The 20,706-nt window shown below is 67.0% G+C and carries 22 protein-coding genes; 10 read left to right on the forward strand and 12 right to left on the reverse strand.

Annotated elements, in window-relative coordinates; all coding sequences use genetic code 11:
• Positions 1-65: 65 nt before the first annotated feature.
• The 4 genes from fabF to fabD form a co-directional block, all read right to left on the reverse strand.
• Complete coding sequence (gene fabF, locus AB4Z16_RS17545; protein ID WP_441513073.1) at positions 66-1,337, reverse strand: beta-ketoacyl-ACP synthase II; 1,272 nt, start codon at positions 1,335-1,337, stop codon at positions 66-68.
• A gap of 55 nt (positions 1,338-1,392) precedes the next feature.
• Positions 1,393-1,629, reverse strand: a complete 237-nt coding sequence (locus tag AB4Z16_RS17550) for an acyl carrier protein (RefSeq protein WP_149128804.1) — start codon at positions 1,627-1,629, stop codon at positions 1,393-1,395.
• A 259-nt stretch (positions 1,630-1,888) separates the two neighbouring features.
• Positions 1,889-2,626: a 3-oxoacyl-[acyl-carrier-protein] reductase gene (fabG, locus tag AB4Z16_RS17555; RefSeq protein WP_441512651.1), complete on the reverse strand. Its 738-nt coding sequence runs from the start codon at positions 2,624-2,626 to the stop codon at positions 1,889-1,891.
• A gap of 53 nt (positions 2,627-2,679) precedes the next feature.
• Entirely contained in the window at positions 2,680-3,624 is a 945-nt protein-coding gene (gene fabD / locus AB4Z16_RS17560; RefSeq protein WP_441512652.1) for an ACP S-malonyltransferase, read from the reverse strand.
• Between the two features lie 335 nt (positions 3,625-3,959).
• On the opposite strand from fabD, the gene rpsF reads away from it, so the two are divergent.
• From rpsF to AB4Z16_RS17610, 10 genes are all read left to right on the forward strand, one after another.
• On the forward strand, positions 3,960-4,391 hold the full coding sequence (rpsF, locus tag AB4Z16_RS17565; protein WP_441512653.1) for a 30S ribosomal protein S6: 432 nt from the start codon (positions 3,960-3,962) through the stop codon (positions 4,389-4,391).
• Between the two features lie 3 nt (positions 4,392-4,394).
• Positions 4,395-4,640, forward strand: a complete 246-nt coding sequence (rpsR, locus tag AB4Z16_RS17570; protein WP_038367644.1) for a 30S ribosomal protein S18 — start codon at positions 4,395-4,397, stop codon at positions 4,638-4,640.
• A 180-nt stretch (positions 4,641-4,820) separates the two neighbouring features.
• Positions 4,821-5,768, forward strand: coding sequence for a DUF2232 domain-containing protein (locus AB4Z16_RS17575; RefSeq protein WP_441512654.1), 948 nt, complete (start codon positions 4,821-4,823; stop codon positions 5,766-5,768).
• Positions 5,769-5,800: 32 nt separating this feature from the next.
• The gene (gene rplI, locus AB4Z16_RS17580; RefSeq protein ID WP_441512655.1) at positions 5,801-6,364 is read left to right on the forward strand and encodes a 50S ribosomal protein L9; all 564 of its coding nucleotides are present in this window, start codon (positions 5,801-5,803) and stop codon (positions 6,362-6,364) included.
• A 220-nt stretch (positions 6,365-6,584) separates the two neighbouring features.
• Entirely contained in the window at positions 6,585-8,072 is a 1,488-nt protein-coding gene (locus AB4Z16_RS17585) for a replicative DNA helicase (protein ID WP_441512656.1), read from the forward strand.
• Entirely contained in the window at positions 8,072-9,199 is a 1,128-nt protein-coding gene (alr, locus tag AB4Z16_RS17590) for an alanine racemase (RefSeq protein ID WP_441513074.1), read from the forward strand. Before AB4Z16_RS17585 ends, alr begins: the two co-directional genes overlap by 1 nt.
• Positions 9,199-10,599 (forward strand): DNA repair protein RadA, encoded by a 1,401-nt coding sequence (gene radA, locus AB4Z16_RS17595; RefSeq protein WP_441512657.1) that lies wholly within the window; start codon positions 9,199-9,201, stop codon positions 10,597-10,599. The genes alr and radA overlap by 1 nt, the downstream gene beginning before the upstream one ends.
• A 106-nt stretch (positions 10,600-10,705) precedes the next feature.
• Positions 10,706-11,323 carry a CvpA family protein gene (locus AB4Z16_RS17600; RefSeq protein WP_441512658.1) on the forward strand — a complete coding sequence of 206 codons (618 nt, stop codon included), beginning with the start codon at positions 10,706-10,708 and terminating at the stop codon, positions 11,321-11,323.
• Between the two features lie 39 nt (positions 11,324-11,362).
• Positions 11,363-12,835, forward strand: coding sequence for an amidophosphoribosyltransferase (purF, locus tag AB4Z16_RS17605; protein WP_441512659.1), 1,473 nt, complete (start codon positions 11,363-11,365; stop codon positions 12,833-12,835).
• Positions 12,836-12,851: 16 nt separating this feature from the next.
• Positions 12,852-13,592: an SDR family NAD(P)-dependent oxidoreductase gene (locus AB4Z16_RS17610; RefSeq protein ID WP_441512660.1), complete on the forward strand. Its 741-nt coding sequence runs from the start codon at positions 12,852-12,854 to the stop codon at positions 13,590-13,592.
• A 10-nt stretch (positions 13,593-13,602) separates the two neighbouring features.
• On the opposite strand, the gene AB4Z16_RS17615 is transcribed toward AB4Z16_RS17610, so the two are convergent.
• The 8 genes from AB4Z16_RS17615 to AB4Z16_RS17650 all read right to left on the reverse strand — a co-directional run bounded on the left by AB4Z16_RS17615 (position 13,603) and on the right by AB4Z16_RS17650 (position 20,451).
• Positions 13,603-14,007 carry an NUDIX hydrolase gene (locus AB4Z16_RS17615; RefSeq protein WP_441512661.1) on the reverse strand — a complete coding sequence of 135 codons (405 nt, stop codon included), beginning with the start codon at positions 14,005-14,007 and terminating at the stop codon, positions 13,603-13,605.
• A gap of 16 nt (positions 14,008-14,023) precedes the next feature.
• Positions 14,024-15,121 (reverse strand): NAD(P)/FAD-dependent oxidoreductase, encoded by a 1,098-nt coding sequence (locus tag AB4Z16_RS17620; protein WP_441512662.1) that lies wholly within the window; start codon positions 15,119-15,121, stop codon positions 14,024-14,026.
• Entirely contained in the window at positions 15,121-16,509 is a 1,389-nt protein-coding gene (gene der, locus AB4Z16_RS17625) for a ribosome biogenesis GTPase Der (protein WP_441512663.1), read from the reverse strand. The genes AB4Z16_RS17620 and der overlap by 1 nt, the downstream gene beginning before the upstream one ends.
• A gap of 82 nt (positions 16,510-16,591) precedes the next feature.
• Positions 16,592-17,254 (reverse strand): tetratricopeptide repeat protein, encoded by a 663-nt coding sequence (locus AB4Z16_RS17630; protein WP_441512664.1) that lies wholly within the window; start codon positions 17,252-17,254, stop codon positions 16,592-16,594.
• A 255-nt stretch (positions 17,255-17,509) separates the two neighbouring features.
• A complete protein-coding gene (gene queA, locus AB4Z16_RS17635; protein WP_441512665.1) occupies positions 17,510-18,601 on the reverse strand; it encodes a tRNA preQ1(34) S-adenosylmethionine ribosyltransferase-isomerase QueA in 1,092 nt (363 codons plus the stop codon).
• A gap of 155 nt (positions 18,602-18,756) precedes the next feature.
• A complete protein-coding gene (locus tag AB4Z16_RS17640; RefSeq protein WP_441512666.1) occupies positions 18,757-19,227 on the reverse strand; it encodes a peptidylprolyl isomerase in 471 nt (156 codons plus the stop codon).
• The gene (locus AB4Z16_RS17645) at positions 19,227-19,877 is read right to left on the reverse strand and encodes a hypothetical protein (protein WP_441512667.1); all 651 of its coding nucleotides are present in this window, start codon (positions 19,875-19,877) and stop codon (positions 19,227-19,229) included. The genes AB4Z16_RS17640 and AB4Z16_RS17645 overlap by 1 nt, the downstream gene beginning before the upstream one ends.
• Positions 19,878-19,902: 25 nt before the next feature.
• Positions 19,903-20,451 (reverse strand): peptidylprolyl isomerase, encoded by a 549-nt coding sequence (locus AB4Z16_RS17650; protein ID WP_441512668.1) that lies wholly within the window; start codon positions 20,449-20,451, stop codon positions 19,903-19,905.
• Between the last annotated feature and the right edge of the window lie 255 nt (positions 20,452-20,706).

The raw sequence follows: 20,706 nt of genomic DNA on the forward strand, positions 1-20,706 counted from the left end.
CATTCGCCAACGCTGGCGCCAAACTCTACCCAACATTATGGCAAAACGGCGCTGACCCTTCCGGATCAATTGCCGGGGTGATAGCGCCGCAGGACCAGCGAAGCGTTGGTGCCGCCGAAGCCGAAGGAGTTGGACAGGGCGTAGTCGATCTCGCGCTTGCGCGCGACATGCGGGACGAGATCGATATCAGTCTCGACGGAGGGGTTGTCGAGATTGATGGTCGGCGGAGCGATCTGATCGCGGATCGCCAGCACCGTGAAGATCGCCTCGATCGCTCCGGCTGCGCCCAGCAGATGGCCGGTCGCCGATTTGGTCGAGGACATCGAGGGTCGCTTCGGAGCGTTGGCGAGCAGGCGCTCGACGGCGCGCAGCTCGATCTCGTCGCCGAGAGGCGTCGAGGTGCCGTGCGCGTTGATGTAGTCGAGATCCGCCGCCGCGATACCGGCCCGTCCGAGCGCGGCCTGCATGCAGCGATAGGCGCCATCGCCATCCTCGGCCGGCGAGGTAATGTGATAGGCGTCGCCGGACATGCCGTAGCCGAGGATCTCGGCATAGATGTGCGCGCCACGGGCCAGCGCGTGCTCGAGTTCCTCGAGCACGACGACCCCGGCGCCCTCGCCCATGACGAAGCCGTCACGGTCCTTGTCGTAAGGACGCGACGCTTTCTCCGGCGTATCGTTGAAACCGGTAGACAGCGCCCGGCAGGCGCAGAAGCCGGCAATACCGATGCGGTTGACGGCAGATTCGGCGCCGCCCGCAACCATGACGTCCGCATCGCCCAGCGCGATCATGCGCGAGGCGTCGCCGATGGCATGCGCACCGGTCGAGCAGGCCGTCACAGCCGCGTGGTTCGGGCCCTTGAGTCCATGCTCGATCGAGACATAGCCGGAAGCCAGATTGATGAGGCGCCCGGGAATGAAGAAGGGCGAGAGCCGGCGCGGCCCCCGCTCCTTGAGCAGGAGGGAGGCTTCGTAGATGCCTCCCAGCCCGCCGATGCCGGACCCGATGGCGACACCGGTCCGGATCTGGTCCTCATAGCTTTCCGGCTTCCAGCCGGCGTCCTTCAGCGCCTGGGTGGCCGCGGCCATCGCAAAGACGATGAATTCGTCGACCTTGCGCTGTTCCTTCGGCTCCATCCAGTCATCGGGATTATATGTCCCGTCGCTGCCGTCACCCCGCGGGATGTTGCAGGCGATCTGCGCCGGCAGGTCGCTGGCATCGAAGCTGGTGATGGGGCCGGCGCCGCTGGCTCCGGCCAGAAGACGCGCCCAGGTCGGCTCGACGCCGCAAGCGAGCGGCGTCACCATGCCGAGCCCGGTCACGACAACGCGCCGCATCGGAAAACTGCGAGAAGCCATGATGTTTTCTGTGTCGATCAGCCTGAAAGGCCGATCACGCGCTCTTCGCCGAGAGGAACTTCACGGCGTCGCCGACCGTCACGATCGTCTCGGCCGCATCGTCCGGGATCTCGACGCCGAACTCTTCCTCGAAGGCCATCACGAGCTCGACGGTGTCGAGGCTGTCCGCACCCAGGTCTTCGATGAAGTTGGCGCCATCGACAACCTTCTCGGGCTCGACGCCGAGGTGCTCGACCACGATCTTCTTCACGCGCTCGGCGACATCGCTCATGAGTCTCTTCCTTAGAAACTGAAAACGCATCGCAGAGCGCGACGCGCGTTATGGACTTTCATTCCGAGCCGCCGCGCCATCGTGACGATGTCCGCGATCCGGAAAGCTCGAAGCCTGCAAAAACGCAACAACCGAGGTTTCGTCAAGTCCCCTCGGCTCGCTCGCCAGCAGCGCGACGGCGCTAGTTAACATAACCTTTCAAGGCTGGCGAGAGCGCCGCGACGTTATCAAAACCAAACTGGAAATGGCGCTAACGCCCTTAGATCATTGCCATTCCGCCGTTCACGTGCAGCGTCTGGCCGGTGACATAACCCGCCTCGGCGCTAGCGAGAAAGGCGACGGCGGCGGCAATGTCGGCGCCCGCACCCAGCCGGCCCATCGGCACATCGGAGAGAATGCTCTCGCGCTGCTTCTCGTTCAGGGCTTGCGTCATCGGCGACTCGATGAATCCGGGAGCGACCACATTGACCGTGATATTCCGGCTGGCGACCTCGGCGGCGAGCGCCTTCGACATGCCGATCAGGCCGGCCTTGGCGGCGGCGTAGTTGCCCTGCCCCGGATTGCCCATCGTGCCGACGACGGAGCCGATCGAGACGATTCGACCGTAACGCTTGCGCATCATCGACTTCACGGCCGCGCGCGAGAGGCGGAAGGCGGCCGTCAGGTTGACGGCGAGAACGTTGTCCCAATCCTCGTCCTTCAGGCGAATGAACAGGTTGTCGCGGGTGATGCCGGCATTGTTCACGAGGATGTCGAGTCCACCGAGCTTGTCCTCGGCCGCCGGCACCAGCGCCTCGACCGATTCCTTGTCCGACAGGTTGCAGGGCGCCACGACGACGCGCTCGCCGAGTTCGGCCGCGAGCGCCTCCAGCGCCTCGGCCCGCGTGCCGGAGATCGCGACACTCGCGCCCTGCGCATGCAGGGTCCGTGCGATGGCTCCGCCAAGGCCGCCGGTCGCGCCGGTGACCAGGGCCTTGCGGCCGGTCAGATCAAACATGTTCGCTCCCTTTTCGGCGTTCTGCCGTTCTTGCCCGCTCCGGGCCCGCGCCGTCAGGCGCCGCGGGCCTTGTAGGCGGCGATATCCTCTGCCGTGCCGATCGACACCGGCGACGAACCGGCGACGATACGCTTGACCAGGCCGGCGAGCACCTTGCCGCTGCCGAGTTCGACGAAATCGGTGACGCCGGCGGCCGCCATCGCCTGGACGCATTCGCGCCAGCGCACGGTACCGGTGACCTGTGCCACGAGCGAACCCCGGATCGCCTCCGGAGCGCTGAGGGGCGCGGCGCCGACATTGGCCATCACCGGCACGACCGGGGCCTGCATCGTAACCTTCGCCAGCGCCTCGCGCATCGCATCGGCAGCCGGCTGCATCAGGGCGCAATGGAACGGAGCGGAGACCGGCAGCAGCATGGCGCGCTTAACGCCGCGCTCGCCCGCGAGCGCGATCGCCCGCTCGACCGCCGCCTTCGCACCGGACAGGACCACCTGGCCGCCGCCATTGTCGTTCGCAGCCTCGCAGACCTCGCCCTGCGCCGCATCGGCGGCGATCGCACGGGCCTGGTCCAGCTCGGCCCCGAGAAGGGCCGCCATCGCGCCCTGCCCGGCTGGAACCGCCTTCTGCATGGCGTCGCCGCGGATGCGCAGCAGCCGGGCGGCGTCCGCGATGGAGAAGGTGCCGGCAGCGGCAAGCGCCGAATACTCGCCGAGCGAATGGCCGGCGACGAAAGCAGCGTCGCGCTTCAGATCGAGTCCGGCTTCGGCCTCGAGCACGCGCACCACCGCGAGGCTGACCGCCATCAGCGCCGGCTGGGCGTTGGCGGTAAGGGTCAGCTCCTCCGAGGGGCCTTCCCACATCACCGCAGAGAGCTTCTGCGACAGCGCCGCATCGACCTCGTCGAAGACCGACTTCGCGACGGGAAAGTTCTCGGCCAGGCTCTTGCCCATGCCGACCGCCTGCGAGCCCTGGCCCGGAAAGATGAACGCTGTCGTCATGCTGTGAAACGCCCCGGTCTTCACCATTCGTCTTATATGACGCGGCTGTCACATCGGTTCTGCCGCCAAGTCAAGCGCGGAGGCCAAGTTTTCCGCATATGCCAGGCCGTTTGGGCGAGATTCCGATTGCCATGATGCCGCGAACGCTGTAACGACCGCCTCCTGCTTGTTCGGCCGGAGGCTGAACGGATGGCGCACGCCCGCAAGGGTTCAGCGCAGGCTCCGATGGAGTCGTCATCCCGTGTCTCCGCCTTCGAAGAAATCCTGTCGGGCCTTATCCAGGGCTCGGAGGGCTCCGCGCCGGGCGAAGCAGGGTGAAACAAGGAAGGCCACATATGGCATTATACGAGCATGTGCTGCTCGCGCGGCAGGATGTCAGCGCGCAGCAGGTCGAAGCTCTTGTCGAGCAGTTCAAGGGCGTGATCGAAGCGAATGGCGGCGCCATCCGCAAGGTCGAGTACTGGGGCGTCAAGTCCCTCGGCTACCGCATCAAGAAGAACCGCAAGGCTCACTACACGCTGCTGAACATCGAGGCTCCCTCCGCCGCCGTGCTGGAGATGGAGCGCCAGATGCGCATCAACGAAGACATCCTGCGCTTCCTGACCGTCCGCGTCGAGGAACTGGAGGAAGCTCCGTCGGCCATGCTCCAGAAGCGTGACCGCGACGACCGTCCGGAGCGCGGCGGCGACCGTTTCGAGCGCGGCCCGCGCCGTGATCGTCCGCGTCGTGAAGACGAAGCGACCGAAACCGCCGAAGCGGAGGCCTGATCCATGTCGACTGCATCCGCTGGCGCCCGCCGCCCCTTCTTCCGCCGCCGCAAATCCTGCCCCTTCTCGGGCGAAGGCGCCCCGAAGATCGACTACAAGGACGTGCGTCTGCTCTCGCGCTACATCTCCGAGCGCGGCAAGATCGTTCCGTCCCGCATCACGGCGGTCTCCGCCAAGAAGCAGCGCGAGCTCGCCCAGGCGATCAAGCGCGCCCGCTTCCTCGGCCTGCTGCCCTACGTCATCCGCTGATCCGTTCGATCGGTTCCGGATATCGATAATGCCCGGAGGCGCCTCCCGCGCCTCCGGTTCTCGCTTTCAAGATCAACCAGTCGCCTGGCGGTGAAACTCCACCGGGTTCGTTGAGGCCCAAGCGCCTCTCACCCTGCCGAGCCGGAAGGCTTGCGAGCAGCGGGACAGCAGGACGGACGTATGATTCCGATAGTCGGCATCGGCGCGGGCCTCGTTTCGGCCCTGCTCTTCTCAGTGGTGATCACCGGATCGCCGCTGGCAGCTTTGCTGTATTCTGCCGCTCCCCTCCCGATCTTCATTGCCTCGCTCGGCTGGAACCACCGTTCCGGGCTGTTCGCCACGGCTGCCGGCGCGCTCGCCGTTGCGGTGGCGCTGGCCCCGACAGGCGGCATCGCCTTCGCCCTGATCATCGGCCTGCCGGCCTGGTGGATCGCCTATCTCGCCTTGCTCGCCCGCGGCAACGCCCAGGGCGGAATCGAGTGGTATCCGCTCGGCAATCTTCTGCTCTGGATCGCCGCCACTGCCGCGATCGCCACCGTCGGCAGCGCGCTGGTGATGACCACCGACTACGAGACCTATCGTTCGGTGATTGCGCGCATGATCGAGAACCTGCTGAACGAGATGGTGCGCGGCAAGCTGGTCGCGCTGCCTGCCGACGTCCAGGTGAAGGAGCTCGCGCAGAGCCTCGCGCCGGCCGTGCCGCTCGGCATCGGCGCCTCCTTCGTCACCACCATCACCGCCAATCTCTGGCTCGCGGCGCGGACCGTGAAGATGTCCGACCGCCTGCCGCGGCCCTGGCCCTTCATTCCGTCGGCCTCCCTGCCGCGCCAGGCGCTGCTGCTCCTCGCCGCCGCTGCCGTGGTTGCGGCGATGGGCGGCTTCATCGGCGTCGCCGCGACCGCCATGGTCGGCGCGCTGTTCGCCGCCTTCATGTTCAGCGGGCTCTGCCTGTTGCACGACATCTCGCGCGGCCGCTCCTGGCGGCTGCCGATGCTGGTCTCGGTCTATGTCGCGCTCATCGTGATGCAGGCCGTGCTGACGCCGCTGCTGGCGCTCGCCGGCCTCGCCGATACGCTTTTCGGCCTGCGCAAGCGGGTCGCGCTGCCGCCTCCGCCTACCCATTCCTGAAACCCAGACCTAAGACATCAAGGAGAAGACCCATGGAAGTGATCCTGCTCGAGCGCGTCGCCAAGCTTGGCCAGATGGGCGACATCGTCCGCGTCCGCGACGGCTTCGGCCGCAACTACCTGCTCGCTCGCGGCAAGGCGCTGCGCGCCACCGAGGACAACAAGAAGCGCTTCGAGAGCCAGAAGCTCGAGCTAGAGACCCGCAACCTCGAGCTTAAGTCGGAGGCCGATTCGGTCGCCGAGCGCCTGAACGGCCAGAGCGTCACCATCCTGCGCCAGTCCGGCGAGTCCGGCGTGCTGTACGGTTCGGTCTCGACCCGTGACATCGCCGAGGCGCTGACCAAGGACGGCTTCCACGTCTCGCGCGGCCAGGTGACGCTGAACACCCCGATCAAGACCCTCGGCCTGCACACCGTCCCGGTCGTGCTGCATCCGGAAGTCTCGGTCACGATCACCGTCAACATCGCCCGCTCGGCCCAGGAAGCCGACCGTCAGGCTGCCGGCGAGAACGTCACGGCCCAGGAGAAGTTCGATCTCGACGATCTCGGCCTCGAGGTCGGCGCGGCGCTGGCCGAGGCCGGCGACGACGATCGCTGAGCCTTACAGCTCCCCAAACGAGTCAAGGGCGCCGTGGCAACACGGCGCCTTTTTCGTTCTGTCGCCTGTGCAAAGGCGTGGATCGCGCGCCGTCCTACTGGCAGGTGTTGTCGGGATGCTAAGCTAGATGTCTTCCGACTCAGCAGCCGCCTTGCGTTCCGTGTACCGCGGCCGAATGTCGGCTTGAGACGTAAGCCCGCCCCTACCTATCAAGGCAGCCATGGCCTCCGCGACAGCCCTCGTCACCCGCCTCGAAAACCGTGAGCCGGACTATCGCGTCCAGCCTCACAACATCGAGGCCGAGCAGGCGCTGCTGGGCGCGATCCTGGTCAACAACGACGCCTTCTATCGCGTCTCCGACTTCCTGCTGCCGGACCACTTCTTCGAGCCGATCCACCAGCGCGTCTTCGAGCTGGTGGCGAGCCTGATCCGGGCCGGCAAGATCGCGACGCCTATCACGCTCAAGACCTTCGTCAACGATCTCGATCTCGGCGAGATCACGCCGAGCCAGTATCTCGCCCGCCTCGCCGCCGAGGCGACGACCGTCATCAATGCCGGCGACTATGGCCGCACGATCTATGACCTGGCAGTGCGCCGGCAGCTCATCGGCGTCGGCGAGGATCTCGTCAACGTCGCCTATGACGCGCCCGTCGAGATGCCGCCGCGCGAGCAGATCGAGGAAGCCGAGCGCAAGCTCTACGAATTGGCGGAAAAGGGCCGCTACGAAGGCGGCTTCCAGAAATTCGACGGGGCGCTTCGCCTCGCCATCGATATGGCGGCAAGCGCCTATCAGCGCGCCGGCGGCCTCTCCGGCATCTCCACCGGCCTGCGCGACGTCGACCAGCGCATGGGCGGGCTGCAGCGCTCCGACCTGCTCGTGCTTGCCGGCCGCCCCGCCATGGGCAAGACCTCGCTTGCCACCAACATCGCCTTCAACATCGCCAAGGCCTGGCGCGGCGAGCGGCAGGAAGACGGCACGATCAAGAGCGTCGACGGTGGCATCGTCGGCTTCTTCTCGCTCGAAATGTCGGCGGATCAGCTCGCGACCCGTATCGTCGCCGAGCAATCCAGCATCTCCTCCTACAAGATCAGGCAGGGCCGCATCACCGAGGGCGATTTCGCCCGGCTGACCGACGTCGCCGCGCAAATCGAGAAACTGCCCCTCTATATCGACCAGACCGGCGGCATTTCGATCGCACAGTTGATGGCGCGAGCCCGCCGCCTCAAGCGCCAGAAGGGGCTCGACGTCCTCTTCATCGACTATCTCCAGCTTCTCTCCGGCTCGTCCAAGGCGGGACAGAACCGCGTGCAGGAGCTGACCGAGATCACGACGAGCCTGAAGGCGCTGGCAAAGGAACTGAACGTCCCGATCATCGCCCTTTCCCAGCTCTCGCGTCAGGTCGAGAGCCGCGACGACAAGCGCCCGCAGCTCTCGGACCTGCGCGAATCCGGCTCTATCGAGCAGGACGCCGACGTTGTGATGTTCGTCTACCGCGAGGAATATTACCTCAAGGGCAAGGAGCCGCGCCCCGGCACCGAAGAACACAACAAGTGGCAGATCGAGATGGAGGCCATGCACGGCGTCGCCGAGCTGATCATCGGCAAGCAGCGCCATGGCCCGACCGGGGCCGTGGCCTTGCAGTTCGACGCCGATGTGACGCGCTTCTCCGACCGCGCCGACGACCTCCGCCTCCCGGACCGTGAATGATGTCTGCAGGACAACTTGATACCGGCGCCTTTGGCGCGACGCTGACGATCGACCTCGACGCGCTGGTGGCGAACTGGCGCCTTCTCGGCAAGCGGGCCGGTGCCGAGGCAGGCGCCGTCGTCAAGGCCGATGCCTATGGGCTGGGCATCGAGCCGGTCGTGACGGCGCTGGCGAAGGCCGGCTGCAAGAGCTTCTTCGTCGCGCATGTCTCGGAGGGCATTCGCGCTCGCAAGGCCGCGCCCGGAGCGGCGATCTATGTGCTGAACGGGCTCTTGCCCGGCACCTGCGGCGCCTATGCCGAGCATGCGCTCTCGCCCGTCCTCGGCTCGCATGAGGAATTGCTGGAATGGGCCTCGTTCCGGCAGAGCGGCGCCAGGACGCGCCCTGCCGCATTGCATGTCGACACCGCGATGAACCGGCTCGGGCTCTGGCCCGGCGAAGGGCTCAATCTCGCCCGCGAGAAATCCGGCGTGATCGCAGCGGCCGATATCGGTCTGGTGATGAGCCATTTCGCGTCGTCGGAGGACAAGACCGATCCGGCCAATGCCCGCCAGATCGCGGCCTTCGCCGAGATCGTGGCGGCTCTCCCCGGTCTTCCGGCGTCGCTGAAGAACTCTTCGGGCCATTTTCTTGAGGATTGCCCGTCCTACCAGCTCACCCGGCCGGGCTATGCGCTCTATGGCGGCAACCCGACGCCTGGCAGGCCGAATCCGATGCAGCCCGTCATCGGGCTGGAAGCGCGGATCATCCAGGTCCGTGACGTCGAGGGCGGCACTCAGGTCGGCTATAACGGCCGCTGGACCGCCAAGGGCAAGCGCAAGCTCGCGACGATCAACCTGGGCTATGCCGATGGCTATCCGCGCAACGGCAGCTGGACCGATGCCACGACCGGCGGCTCGGCCCTGCTGGACGGCGTCCTCTGCCCCTTCGTTGGCACCGTCTCGATGGACCTGATCATCATCGACGTGACCGATGCTCCGGCAGACGCCGCCCAGCGCGGGGCAAGCGTGACGCTGATCGGCGATCGGCTCGACCTCGAAGCGGTCGGCGCCGGCGCCAAGACGATCGGCTACGAGGTCCTGACCAGCCTCGGACGGCGCTACGAGCGCCGCTATATCGGCGGCTGATGGCAAAGCGGGGCCCAACCTATCGCTGCCAGGCCTGCGGCGCGGTCTATCACCGCTGGCAGGGCAAGTGCGACGCCTGCGGGACATGGTCCTCTCTGGTCGAGGACGCGCAGGTTGCGCCCGTCCCGGGCGGGGGCAGGCCGTCCTCGAACGGGCGGGCGCGCGGCCGCGTCTTCGCGCTGGAGACGCTGAAGGGCGAGACGCAGGATGCCCCGCGCATCGTCTCAGGCATCGGCGAGCTCGACCGCGTCACCGGCGGCGGCTTCGTGCCGGGTTCGGTGCTGCTGATCGGCGGCGATCCCGGCATTGGCAAGTCGACGCTGCTGATGCAGGCCTGCGCCGCGCTCGCCAATTCCGGCCGGCGCGTCGTCTATGTCTCGGGCGAGGAATCCACCGGGCAGGTCAGGCTGCGCGCCGAGCGCATGGGGCTGGCGGAGGCGCCGGTCGATCTTGCGGCCGAGACCAATGTCGAGGACATCATCGCGACGCTCGGCCAGGGCGCGCGCCCTGCCCTCGTCGTCATCGACTCGATCCAGACCATGTGGTCGGGCGAGGTCGAGAGCGCGCCGGGCACGGTGACGCAGGTGCGCGGCTCGGCGCAGGCGCTGATCCGCTATGCCAAGACCAGCGGCGTCTGCCTGATCCTCGTCGGCCACGTCACCAAGGACGGACAGATCGCCGGCCCGCGCGTGGTCGAGCACATGGTCGATGCGGTGCTCTCCTTCGAGGGCGAAGGGGCCCATGCCTTCCGCATCCTGCGCGGCCAGAAGAACCGCTTCGGCGCCACCGACGAGATCGGCGTCTTCGAGATGACCGGCAAGGGGCTGTCGGAGGTCACCAATCCCTCGGCGCTCTTCCTCGCGGGACGTGACCAGCCGGCGCCGGGCGCGGCGGTCTTCGCTGGCATCGAAGGCACTCGGCCGGTCCTGGTCGAGATCCAGGCGCTGGTCGCGCCGACGGCGCTCGGCACGCCGCGCCGCGCCGTGGTCGGCTGGGAGAACAGCCGTCTTGCCATGGTGCTCGCCGTGCTCGAAACGCATGGCGGCCTGCGACTCGGGCAGCACGACGTCTATCTCAATGTCGCTGGTGGCCTGCGCGTCAACGAGCCGGCGGCCGATGTCGCGGTCGCGGCCGCGCTGGTGTCCTCGCTCAGCGGCGCGACCTTGCCGCCGCACGGCGTGTACTTCGGCGAGATCGCGCTCTCAGGCGCGATTCGGCCGGTTTCGGTGACGCCGGCCCGCCTGCGGGAGGCCGCCAAGCTCGGTTTCGAGGCCGCGCTGATGCCTGCCGGCGGAGCGGATCACGGCGATGGCGGCGGACTCAATCTGCGCCGTTTCGGCCATGTCACGGAACTCGTTGCCGATATTGCCGCGCGCGCGCCTCGCAGAGATGTGAAATGACTTCCCCGAAAGGGTGACGCAGACGGCGGGAACGCGTATAGCAAAGCCGAAACGGTCACCCTATTTGCGGCCGGCCGGCACCAGACCACAGCAAAGCGGCCCTCCCATGCCTGTAACCATTCTCGATCTCGTCGTCATCGGCGTGGTTCTGATCTCGGCTTTGCTCGCTGCCGTCCGCGGCTTTACGCGCGAAGTGCTTGCGATCGCCTCCTGGGTCGCCGCCGCCGCGGTCGCCTGGGTGTTCCACCCGCAGCTCTTGCCCTTCGTCAAGCAATACATCCCGGCAAGCTCGGCGCAGGACACGATCGCCCTCGTCGCCTCGATCGCCGCGCTGTTTCTCGCCACACTGATCGTGGTCTCGATCGTGACGGCCAAGATTTCCGACTTCGTGCTCGACTCGCGCATCGGCGCGCTCGACCGCACGCTCGGTTTCGTCTTCGGCGCCGCGCGCGGCCTGCTGCTGGCGGTGATCGGCTACCTGTTCTTCACCGGTCTGGTCGGCAACGAGAAGATGCCGACCTGGGCCAAGGACGCCAAGGCCAAGCCTGTGCTGGAGGAGACCGGGCGCTCGCTGCTCGCGATGCTGCCGCAGGATGTGAATGCCGATTTCATCAAGAATCTGCTGAAAAAGCAGAAGCCGGAGGAAGCCACCGAGGCCCCGGCGGAGGAACCGCGTAGCCCGGCGACGCCGGCACCGGTTGCGCCCGCCCCAACCCGTCCCTAATTGACGCGTAGAGTCACCTCCCCACGCGTGGAGCTCGCCATGATCTCGCAGACCGAGACTGAGACCGCCTTCGACCCCAATGCCGACCGGCTGCGGGAGGAATGCGGCGTCTTCGGCATTTACGGCCACGCCGACGCGGCGGCGCTGACGGCGCTTGGCCTGCACGCACTCCAGCATCGCGGCCAGGAGGCGGCGGGCATCGTCTCCTTCGACGGCAACCGCTTCCATTCGGAGCGGCGCCTCGGCCTCGTCGGCGACGCCTTCTCGGAAGCGAGTGTCATCGACAAGCTGAAGGGCAAGCAGGCCATCGGCCACGTCCGCTACTCGACGACGGGCGAGACCATCCTGCGCAACGTGCAGCCGCTCTTCTCCGAGCTGCATGGCGGCGGTTTCGCGGTGGCGCATAACGGCAACCTCACCAACGGCCTGACGCTGCGGCGTAATCTCGTCCGCGACGGCGCGATCTATCAGTCGACCTCCGACACCGAGGTCCTGCTCCATCTCGTCGCCCGCAGCCGCAAGCAGCAATTCGTCGACCGCTTCATCGAGGCGATCCGCCAGATCGAGGGTGCCTATGCCTTCGTCGGCATCACCAACAAGAAGCTGATCGGCGCGCGCGATCCACTCGGCATCCGCCCGCTCGTGCTGGGCGAGCTCGACGGCTGCCCGATCCTGACCTCGGAGACCTGCGCGCTCGACATCATCGGCGCCAAGTTCATCCGCGAGGTCGAGAACGGCGAGGTCGTGATCGTCTCCGAGAGCGGCATCGAGAGCCACAAGCCCTTCCCGCCGGTGCCCGAGCGGCCCTGCATCTTCGAGTACATCTACTTCGCCCGCCCCGATTCCATCGTGAAGGGCCGCAGCATCTATGAGCGCCGCAAGGCCATGGGCGCGGTTCTGGCGCAGGAATCGCCGGCCGATGCCGACGTCGTCGTGCCCGTGCCGGATTCCGGCGTGCCGGCCGCGCTCGGCTACGCGCAGGCAAGCGGCATCCCCTTCGAACTCGGCATCATCCGCAACCATTATGTCGGCCGCACCTTCATCGAGCCGACGCAGAAGGTGCGCGAGCTCGGCGTCAAGCTGAAGCATTCGGCCAACCGCTCGGTAGTCGAGGGCAAGCGCGTCGTGCTGGTCGACGATTCGATTGTGCGCGGCACCACCTCCTTCAAGATCGTGAAGATGATGCGCGAAGCCGGCGCCCGGGAGGTGCATTTCCGCATCTCCTCGCCGCCGATCACTCATCCGGACTATTACGGCATCGACACGCCCGACCGCGAGAAGCTGCTCGCCGCCACGCATTCGCTGGAGGAGATGCGGCAGTTCGTCGGCGCCGACTCGCTGGCGTTCATCTCGGTGGACGGGCTCTACCGGGCCATGGGCCATGAAGGGCGCGATCCCGCCCGGCCGCAATTCACCGACCACTGCTTCACCGGCGACTACCCGACCTCGCTGACCGACGTGATCGGCGAGAGCGCCAAACAGCGGATCTCCCTGCTGGCCGAAGCCGGCTGAGCAACCGGAAGCAACAATGACCAAGCCTCTCGAGGGGCGCCTTGCCCTCGTCACCGGCGCCTCGCGCGGCATTGGCCGCGCCGCCGCGCTCGCCTTCGCCCGCGCCGGCGCCCATGTGGTGGCGCTGGCCCGCACCGCCGGCGCGCTGGAGGAGCTCGACGACGAGATCCGCGCGATCGGCGGCAATGCGACACTGGTGCCGCTCGACCTCAGCGATGCCGGCGGCATCGAAAAGCTCGGCCCGGCCGTGCTGGAGCGCTGGGGCAAGCTCGACATCCTGCTGGCAAATGCCGGCATCCTCGGCTCCCTCACGCCGCTCAGCCATGAGACCGAGAAGGAGTGGGCGAAGGTGCTGGACATCAACGTCACCGCCAATTGGCGGCTGATCAAATCGCTCGATCCCGCGCTCCGCGCTTCGGATGCGGGCCGCGCCCTGCTGATGTCCTCCGGCGCCGCCCATAAATGCACCGCCTATTGGGGGCCGTACTCGATCTCCAAGGCCGCCGTGGAGGCGCTGGGGCGCACCTACGCAGCCGAAACGGCGACGACGCCGGTCAAGGTCATGCTGGTCAATCCGGGGCCGCTGCGCACCCGCATGCGCGCCGAGGCGATGCCGGGCGAGGACCCGATGACGCTGAGGACGCCGGAGGATCTGGCGCCGCATCTGGTCCGGCTCGCTTCGCCGGACTGGACCGAGAGCGGCAAGATCTTCGACTTCCCGCAGGGCAAGGTGCTGAGCCCGCAGCTGCCGGCCTGAGCCGGCTGCGTCAGCCCTCCGAGGCCCGCGCGAGCGTGATCAGGTCGGGAATGGTCAGGTTCGGGAGAGCCGCCATTTCCTCCAGGCTGAACCAGCGGATCTCGTCATGCTCGTCGACGAGATTGGCAGCCTCGCCGCCCTCCCAGGCGCTGACGACGTAAATGTGGTGCAGCGCCGCGCCGTTGCGCGCGGGAAAGCGCTCCGCTTCCGACAGCACGAGTTCATAGCGGGTCGGCGTCAGCCCGACCTCCTCGCGACACTCGCGGATCAAAGCGCGCTCCAGCGCCTCTCCGGGCTCCACGCGCCCGCCGATCGCATCCCAATGGCCGGGCCAGGCCTGCTTCCAGACGGCGCGCAGCCCAAGCAGCACCTTCCGGTCCCGGTCGACGAAGAGCGCGCTCACGGTTTCGAGCATGCGCGCCCCGCTGTGCTCACTCGGCCCTGAGCCAGCGCAGCAGCCCGGCCTGATCGCCGCTCTCGACCGCCGCCGCGACGCGCCGGCCCACTGAGGCTCCGAATTTGTAGCCATGGCCGGAGCAGGCCGAGACGGCCGTCACCCGGCCGATCTGCCGCGAGAGGAACTTGCGGTCCGTGGTGAAGGTATAGGCGCAGGTCACGACGCGATCGACCCGGTACTCGGCGATGCGCGCGAAGGGCGGAGAGAAATAGTCGCGCAGCATCTCGCCCTCGCCCAGGCGCGGCTCGCGCTCCTCGGCCGGCTGGCGCGGGCGCTTGTGGATGCCGGCGCCGAACTTGAGACCGGTGCCATCGACCGGCGGCAGGACGTAGCCGTCGATCGTGCCGCCGACATCGACGATGACCGGCGCCGCCTGCCAGGCTGCCTTGAGATCCTCCGGCGGATCGAGATAGACCACCGCGGTGCGATAGGTGGTCAGGGTCTGGGCGAGGTCGGGCAGAAGTTTCAGTACCCAGGCCCCGGCCGACACCACGACGCGGTCGAAGCTCGCCTGCTCGCCATCGGCCAGGGTGAGCCTGCCGGCCTCCGGGTCGATGGCGGCAACCTCCACGCCCTCACGAATCGCAACTCCGCGCTCGCGCAGCAGGCGCACCAGCCCGGCCGCGATGCGGGCCGGAAACAGCGCGCCGCCCTCCCGGTTGATGTAGGCGTAGCGGATCGCAGCGGCGTCGAGGAAGGGGTAGCGCCGGGATGCTTCAGCCGGCTCATAGAGCTCGTAGGGTGAGCCGACTCGGTCGAACCCCTGCAGATAGGCGTCGCCTTCGTCATCCGGCGTCTGCGAGACGCCAAGCGTGCCGCAGGGTGCGTAATGGCTCGTGCCCAGATCGGCCCAAAGCTCCTCCCACGCCTCGAACGCCTCGCTGATGGTGCGGGCATAGCCGTCTGCGCCGGCATAGGCACGGCGGATGATGCGATGCTGATCGCCGGAGGCAGCGTAGGGGTTGGGGATCTGCGGCGCCTGCTCGAAGAGCGTGACGTCATGCCCGCGCTTGTTAAGCGACCAGGCGGTGGAAAGCCCGGCGATTCCGGCGCCGACGACCGCGATCCGCATCAGCCCTTGCGCTCCTTGTCATAGGGATTCTGGCCGCCGCGCCGGTGCAGCCGGATCGGCGTGCCCGGCAGATCGAAGCCTTCCCGCAGGTTGTTCACGAGATAGCGGACATAGGAGATCGGCAGATGCTCGAGCTGGTTGCCGAACAGCGCGAAGGTCGGCGGGCGCGCCTTGGCCTGCGTCATGTAGCGGATCTTGATGCGCCGCCCAGCCACGGCCGGCGGCGGATGAGCCGAGAGCACGCCTTCCAGCCAGCGATTGATCCGCGCTGTCGAGACGCGGCGGTTCCAGACCTCATAGGCCGAGAACACCGCCTGCATCAGCCGGTCGATGCCCTCACCGGCGAGACCGGACAGCGGCACGATCGGCACGCCGCGCACCTGCGCCAGCAGATGGTTGGCTTTCTCCTTGAGCTCCGCAAGCAGGCCCTGCTTGTCGGCGACGAGGTCCCATTTGTTGAGGCCGATCACCACGGCCCGTCCCTCGCGTTCGGTCAGGTCGACCAGCGTCAGGTCCTGCTTCTCGAAGGGGATGGTGGCGTCGAGCAGCACGACCACGACCTCGGCGAAGCGGATGGCACGCAGCGAATCCGCGACGGAGAGCTTCTCCAGCTTCTCCTCGATGCGGGCACGCTTGCGCATGCCGGCCGTGTCGAAGAGCTTGACCTTACGGCCGCGCCATTCCCAATCGACCGAGATGGTGTCGCGGGTAATGCCGGCCTCGGGGCCGGTCAGCAGACGCTCCTCGCCGATGATGCGGTTGACCAGCGTCGACTTGCCGGCGTTCGGACGGCCGATGATGGTGACACGCAGCGGCCGGTCGGGATTGTCGTCCTCGTCCGCCTCAGCCGCCGGAACATCCTCCCAAGCGTCGTCCTCATCTTCCTCGGGCTCGTCCGGGATGAAGGGCACCAGCGCTTCAAGCAGATCGGCTGTGCCCTCGCCATGCTCGGCCGAGAACGGCACGGGGTCGCCAAGGCCGAGCGAATAGGAATCGATGATGCCCTCCGTGCCCTTCTTTCCCTCCGCCTTGTTGGCGAGCAGGATGACGGGCTTACCGGAGCGGCGCACCAGATCGGCGAAGGGCTGGTCCATCGGCGTCAGGCCGAGGCGCGCATCAATCATGAACACCACGACATCCGCCTGAGCGATCGCCGTCTCGGTCTGGGCGCGCATGCGGCCGGCGAGCGATTCCTTGTCCGCTTCTTCCAGACCGGCGGTGTCGATCACCTTGAAGCGCAGATGGCCAAGCGTGGCGTCGCCCTCGCGGCGATCGCGCGTGACGCCCGGCCGGTCGTCGACCAGAGCGAGCTTCTTGCCGACGAGCCGGTTGAACAGCGTCGACTTGCCGACATTGGGCCGGCCGATGAGGGCGACGATGGCTGTCATCAGACTTTACATTCCATCGTCACTCCGGCCCGGCCGCAAGGCCGGAACGGGGTGACGGAAGCGTTGGGAGCCAGGCTCCGGTTCAGTTCTTCACCGTGACGGGCCCGCCGCGGACAAGGGCGAGATACAGTTCCACGCGCTGGCGCAGGGCCTGCGGCGCCTGCGGATCGGTGATCGCGGCATCGAACCAGCGGCCGGCCTCGTCGAACTGATTGGCCTTCAGCGCGGAGATGCCTAGGAATTCGCGGGCCGAATGACGCCAGACACCCTGCGGGCTCGCCAGCGGCTCCAGCGCCGTCTTGACCTCCGCATAGGGCGAAAGATCGACGCGCAGGATGCCGGCACGCAGCTTGGCGAGGTCGCGGTAGGTCGCGTCCAGCGTAGCATCGTTGGCGAGCGCATCGAAGGCGGCGATGCCGGCAGCAGCATCGCCCTTGGCGGTTTCGGCGGCGAGGCGGAAACGCGCGATGAGGCGATAGCCTGCGGGCGCGCTGCTGGCGAGCTCCTTCAGGATTGCCTCGGCCTGTGTGCTGTCACCGTCGCGGGAGGATTTCAGGGCCGCTTCGAGGCGCGCGCCCACGGCCTGCGAGGCCTGGATCTCGCGATGCTGCCAGAATTGCCAGCCCGCTACCGCAACGACGGCCAGCACCGCGAGGCCGGTGACGAGCCAGCCATATTTCTTCCAAAGCTCCGCCGCCTTATCGCGCCGGACTTCCTCATCGATCTCGCGAAAAATATCGGCCATTTGACTGTCAAAATCCCTGTTGGGAGCCCGGTAGCATTTTCAGACCGGGAAGGCGAGCCGGTTCAGCGAATGGATCGTCATGCCCATGACAAAGGCGCGTTGGCCAACTTGTCATTCCGAGGCTTCGCGAACCGAAGAACCCGGAAACCACAATCGGGCACGACGTTTAGGCAATCCGATCGGGCAAGGGCTCGCCCGGTTGTGGGTTCCGGGTTCGCGCCTATGGCACGCCCCGGAATGACAGCGTGCTTTGCTCTACGATCGACCCGCCCGGAAGAGCAGGCTGCCGTCGCCGTAGGAATAGAAGCGATAATTCGCCGCGATCGCATGGGCATAAGCTCGTTTCATCATGTCGAGCCCGCAGAAGGCGGAGACGAGCATGAACAGCGTCGAGCGCGGCAGGTGGAAATTCGTCATCAGCAGGTCGACCGCCCGGAAGCGATAGCCCGGCGCGATGAAGATCGCGGTGTCGCCCGAGAAGGGGCGGATGGTGCCGTCCTCATCAGCCGCGCTCTCGATCAGGCGCAGCGAGGTGGTGCCGACGCAGACGATCCGCCCGCCCTTCGCCTTGACGGCGTTGAGGGCAGCCGCAGTCTCAGCCGAGACCGTGCCCCATTCGGCATGCATGCGATGCTCGTCGGTATCCTCCGCCTTCACCGGCAGGAAGGTCCCGGCGCCGACATGCAGCGTCACGAAATGGCGGGAGACGCCGAGTGCCTCCAGCTCGGCCAGGAGCTCCGGCGTGAAATGCAGGCCCGCGGTCGGCGCCGCCACGGCGCCGTCGTTGCGGGCGAAATTGGTCTGGTAGTCGGTGGTGTCGGCGCTGTCGGTCGGGCGCTTGCCGGCGATGTAGGGCGGCAGCGGCAATTCTCCGAGCCGCGCGATCGCCTCGTCGAGATAGGCGCTGGTCAGGCTGAACCGCAGCTCGACCTCGCCGCCCTCGCTTTTGCCAACAACCTCGGCCTGCAGGCGGCCGAGCTCGCAGGCATTGCTGGCCCCCTCGGAATCGAAGACCACGGTCTCGCCCAGCGCCAGCTTCTTGGCCGGCCGGGCGAAGGCGAGCCAGCGATCGTCGCTCTCGCGCTTGTGCAGCATGATCTCGATGCGGGCTGAATCCGCGCCGCGATAGCGCCGCCCGCGCAGGCGGGAGGGAATGACGCGCGTGTCGTTGAGGACGAGCGCGTCGCCCGGTCGGAGCAGCGAGACGAGATCGCGGATGCCGCGATCCTCCAGCGGCTCGGGCGCGTCGGGGCGCACCACGAGCAGCCGCGCGGCGTCGCGCGGGCTGACGGGCCTCAGCGCGATCCGGTCTTCCGGCAGCTCGAAATCGAAGAGGCCGACATCCATGGCGAGCGAGTTTCGTCCAAAAACAGCGAGCCCTCATCCTGAGGAACGAGCGAAGCTCGTGTCTCGAAGGATGTTCCAGCGCCCGCTGGAACCGCCCATCGAGACGCCGCGCAGGCGCGGCTCCTCAGGACGAGGGCTCGCCCTACTTCAAAACCTCAGGCCGCGTCGGCCATCACCTTCAGCGAGACGATCGAGTCGGGATCGCGCACCGGCTCACCGCGCTTGATCTTGTCGACATTGTCCATGCCTTCCACGACCTCGCCCCAGACGGTGTACTGCTTGTCCAGGAAGCGCGCGTCGTCGAACACGATGAAGAACTGGCTGTTGGCCGAGTTCGGGTTCTGGGCGCGGGCCATCGAGCAGACGCCGCGCACATGCGGCTCGGCATTGAACTCCTGCTTCAGGTCGGGGTAGCTCGAGCCGCCGGTGCCGGTGCCGTGCGGGCAGCCGACCTGCGCCATGAAGCCGTCGATGACGCGATGGAAGACGATGCCATCATAAAAGCCCTCGCGGGCGAGCAGCTTGATGCGTTCGACATGGCCGGGAGCGAGGTCGGGGCGCAGCTTGATGACCACGCGGCCCTTGGTGGTTTCCATCACGATGGTGTTTTCGGGATCGAGCGACATTAGCTCTGCCTTTCGTTAGGCGGCACACGGCCGTGGAAACGGATGATGAAGGGTCGCCCCGCGATACTCGCTCCGAGGCCCTTCGACAACCTCATCGGCGTGCAGGAATGGATGGCGGCAACAGCGGAATCGCTGAAGCGCCGCTGAAACGCGGGATCGCCGCGTCGCGTCTCCCAAGTCACGCGCGGCTGCCCGAAGAGGCTGCCGTCGCGGCGCAGGCTGAAGCGAAGCGAGACCATCGCGCCGGTCAGGTCGCCCGGCAGCGGCGGAGGCGTCCAGCAACGCCGCAGCGCCGGCGCAATATCGGCCAGAGTGGCGACGGTCTCCCCTTCCTCCGGCCGCGTCTCCGGCGAAACCGAACCGATCAGGCCGATCTCGCCATTGCGGCGCAGCAGGCTCTGCGAGCCGATGCGGCGCTGCTGCATGCCAGGAATATCGTTGTCACCGCCGAAGGGGCCGCCGATACCGGGGTTGTAGCGCTGGCCGCTCTGCGGCGGCAGGATCGGGTTCTGCGAGCCGGATGGCGGAGGCAGAACAGGGTTTTGCGAGCCGGAGGCAGGCGGCAGGCCGAGATCGCGCGTATCCTGCGCGAGCGCCACGCCGCCGAGCAAAAGCACCGCGAGAGTGCCGGTGAGGATCGTCCGCAACATGGTCCCGCCCCTCCCCGGCTTCATCTCACTTGGCGTCGGAAGCCATCCGCATGCGAACGATCTTGTCCGGATTGGTGACCTGACCGCTGCCCTGGGCGCCCTTCTTGATCTTGCGCACGGCATCCATGCCGGAGACCACCTCGCCGAAGAGCGTGTAGCTGCCGGTCAGCGAGCCGCAGCCTTCATAGCAGATGAAGAACTGCGAATTGGCGGAGTTCGGCGACTGGGAGCGCGCCATGCCGACGGAGCCGACCTTGTAGGGCGTCTGGCTGAACTCGGCGGGAATGTTCGGCAGGTCCGAGCCGCCGGTGCCGGTGCCGGTCGGGTCGCCGGTCTGGGCCATGAAGCCGTCGATGACGCGGTGGAACACGACGCCGTCATAGAAGCCGCGCTTCACCAGCGCCTTGATCTGGGCGACATGCTTCGGCGCAAGGTCCGGCCGCAGGCGGATCGTCACCGGGCCGTCCTTGGTCTCGAGAATGACCGTGTTCTCGGGATCGGGCTTGGGGCTCTGGGCTTGGGCGAAACCGAGCGAGGCGACGACGGCAAGGGCGGCGAGCGAGCTGCGCAGCATGAAAATCTCCATGGCCACCGGCAAGTCCGGCGGATGGCCGTAGGTAGCGATATCCTTTGACCGGAACAAGGCACCTGCCCTAACGGCCGCCGCCACGGGTACCGGCAGAAAATACCATTGCTGCACTGCACAAGTGCAATGGAGATCAAACTTGCAAAAATTTAAGGCTGCATTTGTCTAAACTGATGACAGAGCCGTCACAATCAGCTAAGTCATCTCCCGCTGGGAGCGCCTTGCTAGCCATGGCGCTGCGGA

This window comes from Allobosea sp. TAF32 (assembly GCF_052113585.1).
In the GTDB taxonomy this organism is placed as follows: domain Bacteria; phylum Pseudomonadota; class Alphaproteobacteria; order Rhizobiales; family Beijerinckiaceae; genus Allobosea.

What these genes read in the sequence shown, in the direction of transcription:
- AB4Z16_RS17575 (WP_441512654.1), top strand. Translation starts at nt 4,821, where the DNA reads ATGATTCCGATAGTCGGCATCGGCGCGGGCCTCGTTTCGGCCCTGCTC.
- AB4Z16_RS17640 (WP_441512666.1), bottom strand. Translation starts at nt 19,227, where the DNA reads ATGTCGCTCGATCCCGAAAACACCATCGTGATGGAAACCACCAAGGGC.
- AB4Z16_RS17650 (WP_441512668.1), bottom strand. Translation starts at nt 20,451, where the DNA reads ATGCTGCGCAGCTCGCTCGCCGCCCTTGCCGTCGTCGCCTCGCTCGGT.
- AB4Z16_RS17600 (WP_441512658.1), top strand. Translation starts at nt 10,706, where the DNA reads ATGCCTGTAACCATTCTCGATCTCGTCGTCATCGGCGTGGTTCTGATC.
- rplI (WP_441512655.1), top strand. Translation starts at nt 5,801, where the DNA reads ATGGAAGTGATCCTGCTCGAGCGCGTCGCCAAGCTTGGCCAGATGGGC.
- AB4Z16_RS17550 (WP_149128804.1), bottom strand. Translation starts at nt 1,629, where the DNA reads ATGAGCGATGTCGCCGAGCGCGTGAAGAAGATCGTGGTCGAGCACCTC.
- AB4Z16_RS17615 (WP_441512661.1), bottom strand. Translation starts at nt 14,007, where the DNA reads ATGCTCGAAACCGTGAGCGCGCTCTTCGTCGACCGGGACCGGAAGGTG.
- fabF (WP_441513073.1), bottom strand. Translation starts at nt 1,337, where the DNA reads ATGCGGCGCGTTGTCGTGACCGGGCTCGGCATGGTGACGCCGCTCGCT.
- queA (WP_441512665.1), bottom strand. Translation starts at nt 18,601, where the DNA reads ATGGATGTCGGCCTCTTCGATTTCGAGCTGCCGGAAGACCGGATCGCG.
- AB4Z16_RS17620 (WP_441512662.1), bottom strand. Translation starts at nt 15,121, where the DNA reads ATGCGGATCGCGGTCGTCGGCGCCGGAATCGCCGGGCTTTCCACCGCC.
- fabD (WP_441512652.1), bottom strand. Translation starts at nt 3,624, where the DNA reads ATGACGACAGCGTTCATCTTTCCGGGCCAGGGCTCGCAGGCGGTCGGC.
- fabG (WP_441512651.1), bottom strand. Translation starts at nt 2,626, where the DNA reads ATGTTTGATCTGACCGGCCGCAAGGCCCTGGTCACCGGCGCGACCGGC.
- rpsF (WP_441512653.1), top strand. Translation starts at nt 3,960, where the DNA reads ATGGCATTATACGAGCATGTGCTGCTCGCGCGGCAGGATGTCAGCGCG.
- rpsR (WP_038367644.1), top strand. Translation starts at nt 4,395, where the DNA reads ATGTCGACTGCATCCGCTGGCGCCCGCCGCCCCTTCTTCCGCCGCCGC.
- der (WP_441512663.1), bottom strand. Translation starts at nt 16,509, where the DNA reads ATGACAGCCATCGTCGCCCTCATCGGCCGGCCCAATGTCGGCAAGTCG.
- AB4Z16_RS17630 (WP_441512664.1), bottom strand. Translation starts at nt 17,254, where the DNA reads ATGGCCGATATTTTTCGCGAGATCGATGAGGAAGTCCGGCGCGATAAG.
- AB4Z16_RS17645 (WP_441512667.1), bottom strand. Translation starts at nt 19,877, where the DNA reads ATGTTGCGGACGATCCTCACCGGCACTCTCGCGGTGCTTTTGCTCGGC.
- alr (WP_441513074.1), top strand. Translation starts at nt 8,072, where the DNA reads ATGTCTGCAGGACAACTTGATACCGGCGCCTTTGGCGCGACGCTGACG.
- purF (WP_441512659.1), top strand. Translation starts at nt 11,363, where the DNA reads ATGATCTCGCAGACCGAGACTGAGACCGCCTTCGACCCCAATGCCGAC.
- AB4Z16_RS17610 (WP_441512660.1), top strand. Translation starts at nt 12,852, where the DNA reads ATGACCAAGCCTCTCGAGGGGCGCCTTGCCCTCGTCACCGGCGCCTCG.
- radA (WP_441512657.1), top strand. Translation starts at nt 9,199, where the DNA reads ATGGCAAAGCGGGGCCCAACCTATCGCTGCCAGGCCTGCGGCGCGGTC.
- AB4Z16_RS17585 (WP_441512656.1), top strand. Translation starts at nt 6,585, where the DNA reads ATGGCCTCCGCGACAGCCCTCGTCACCCGCCTCGAAAACCGTGAGCCG.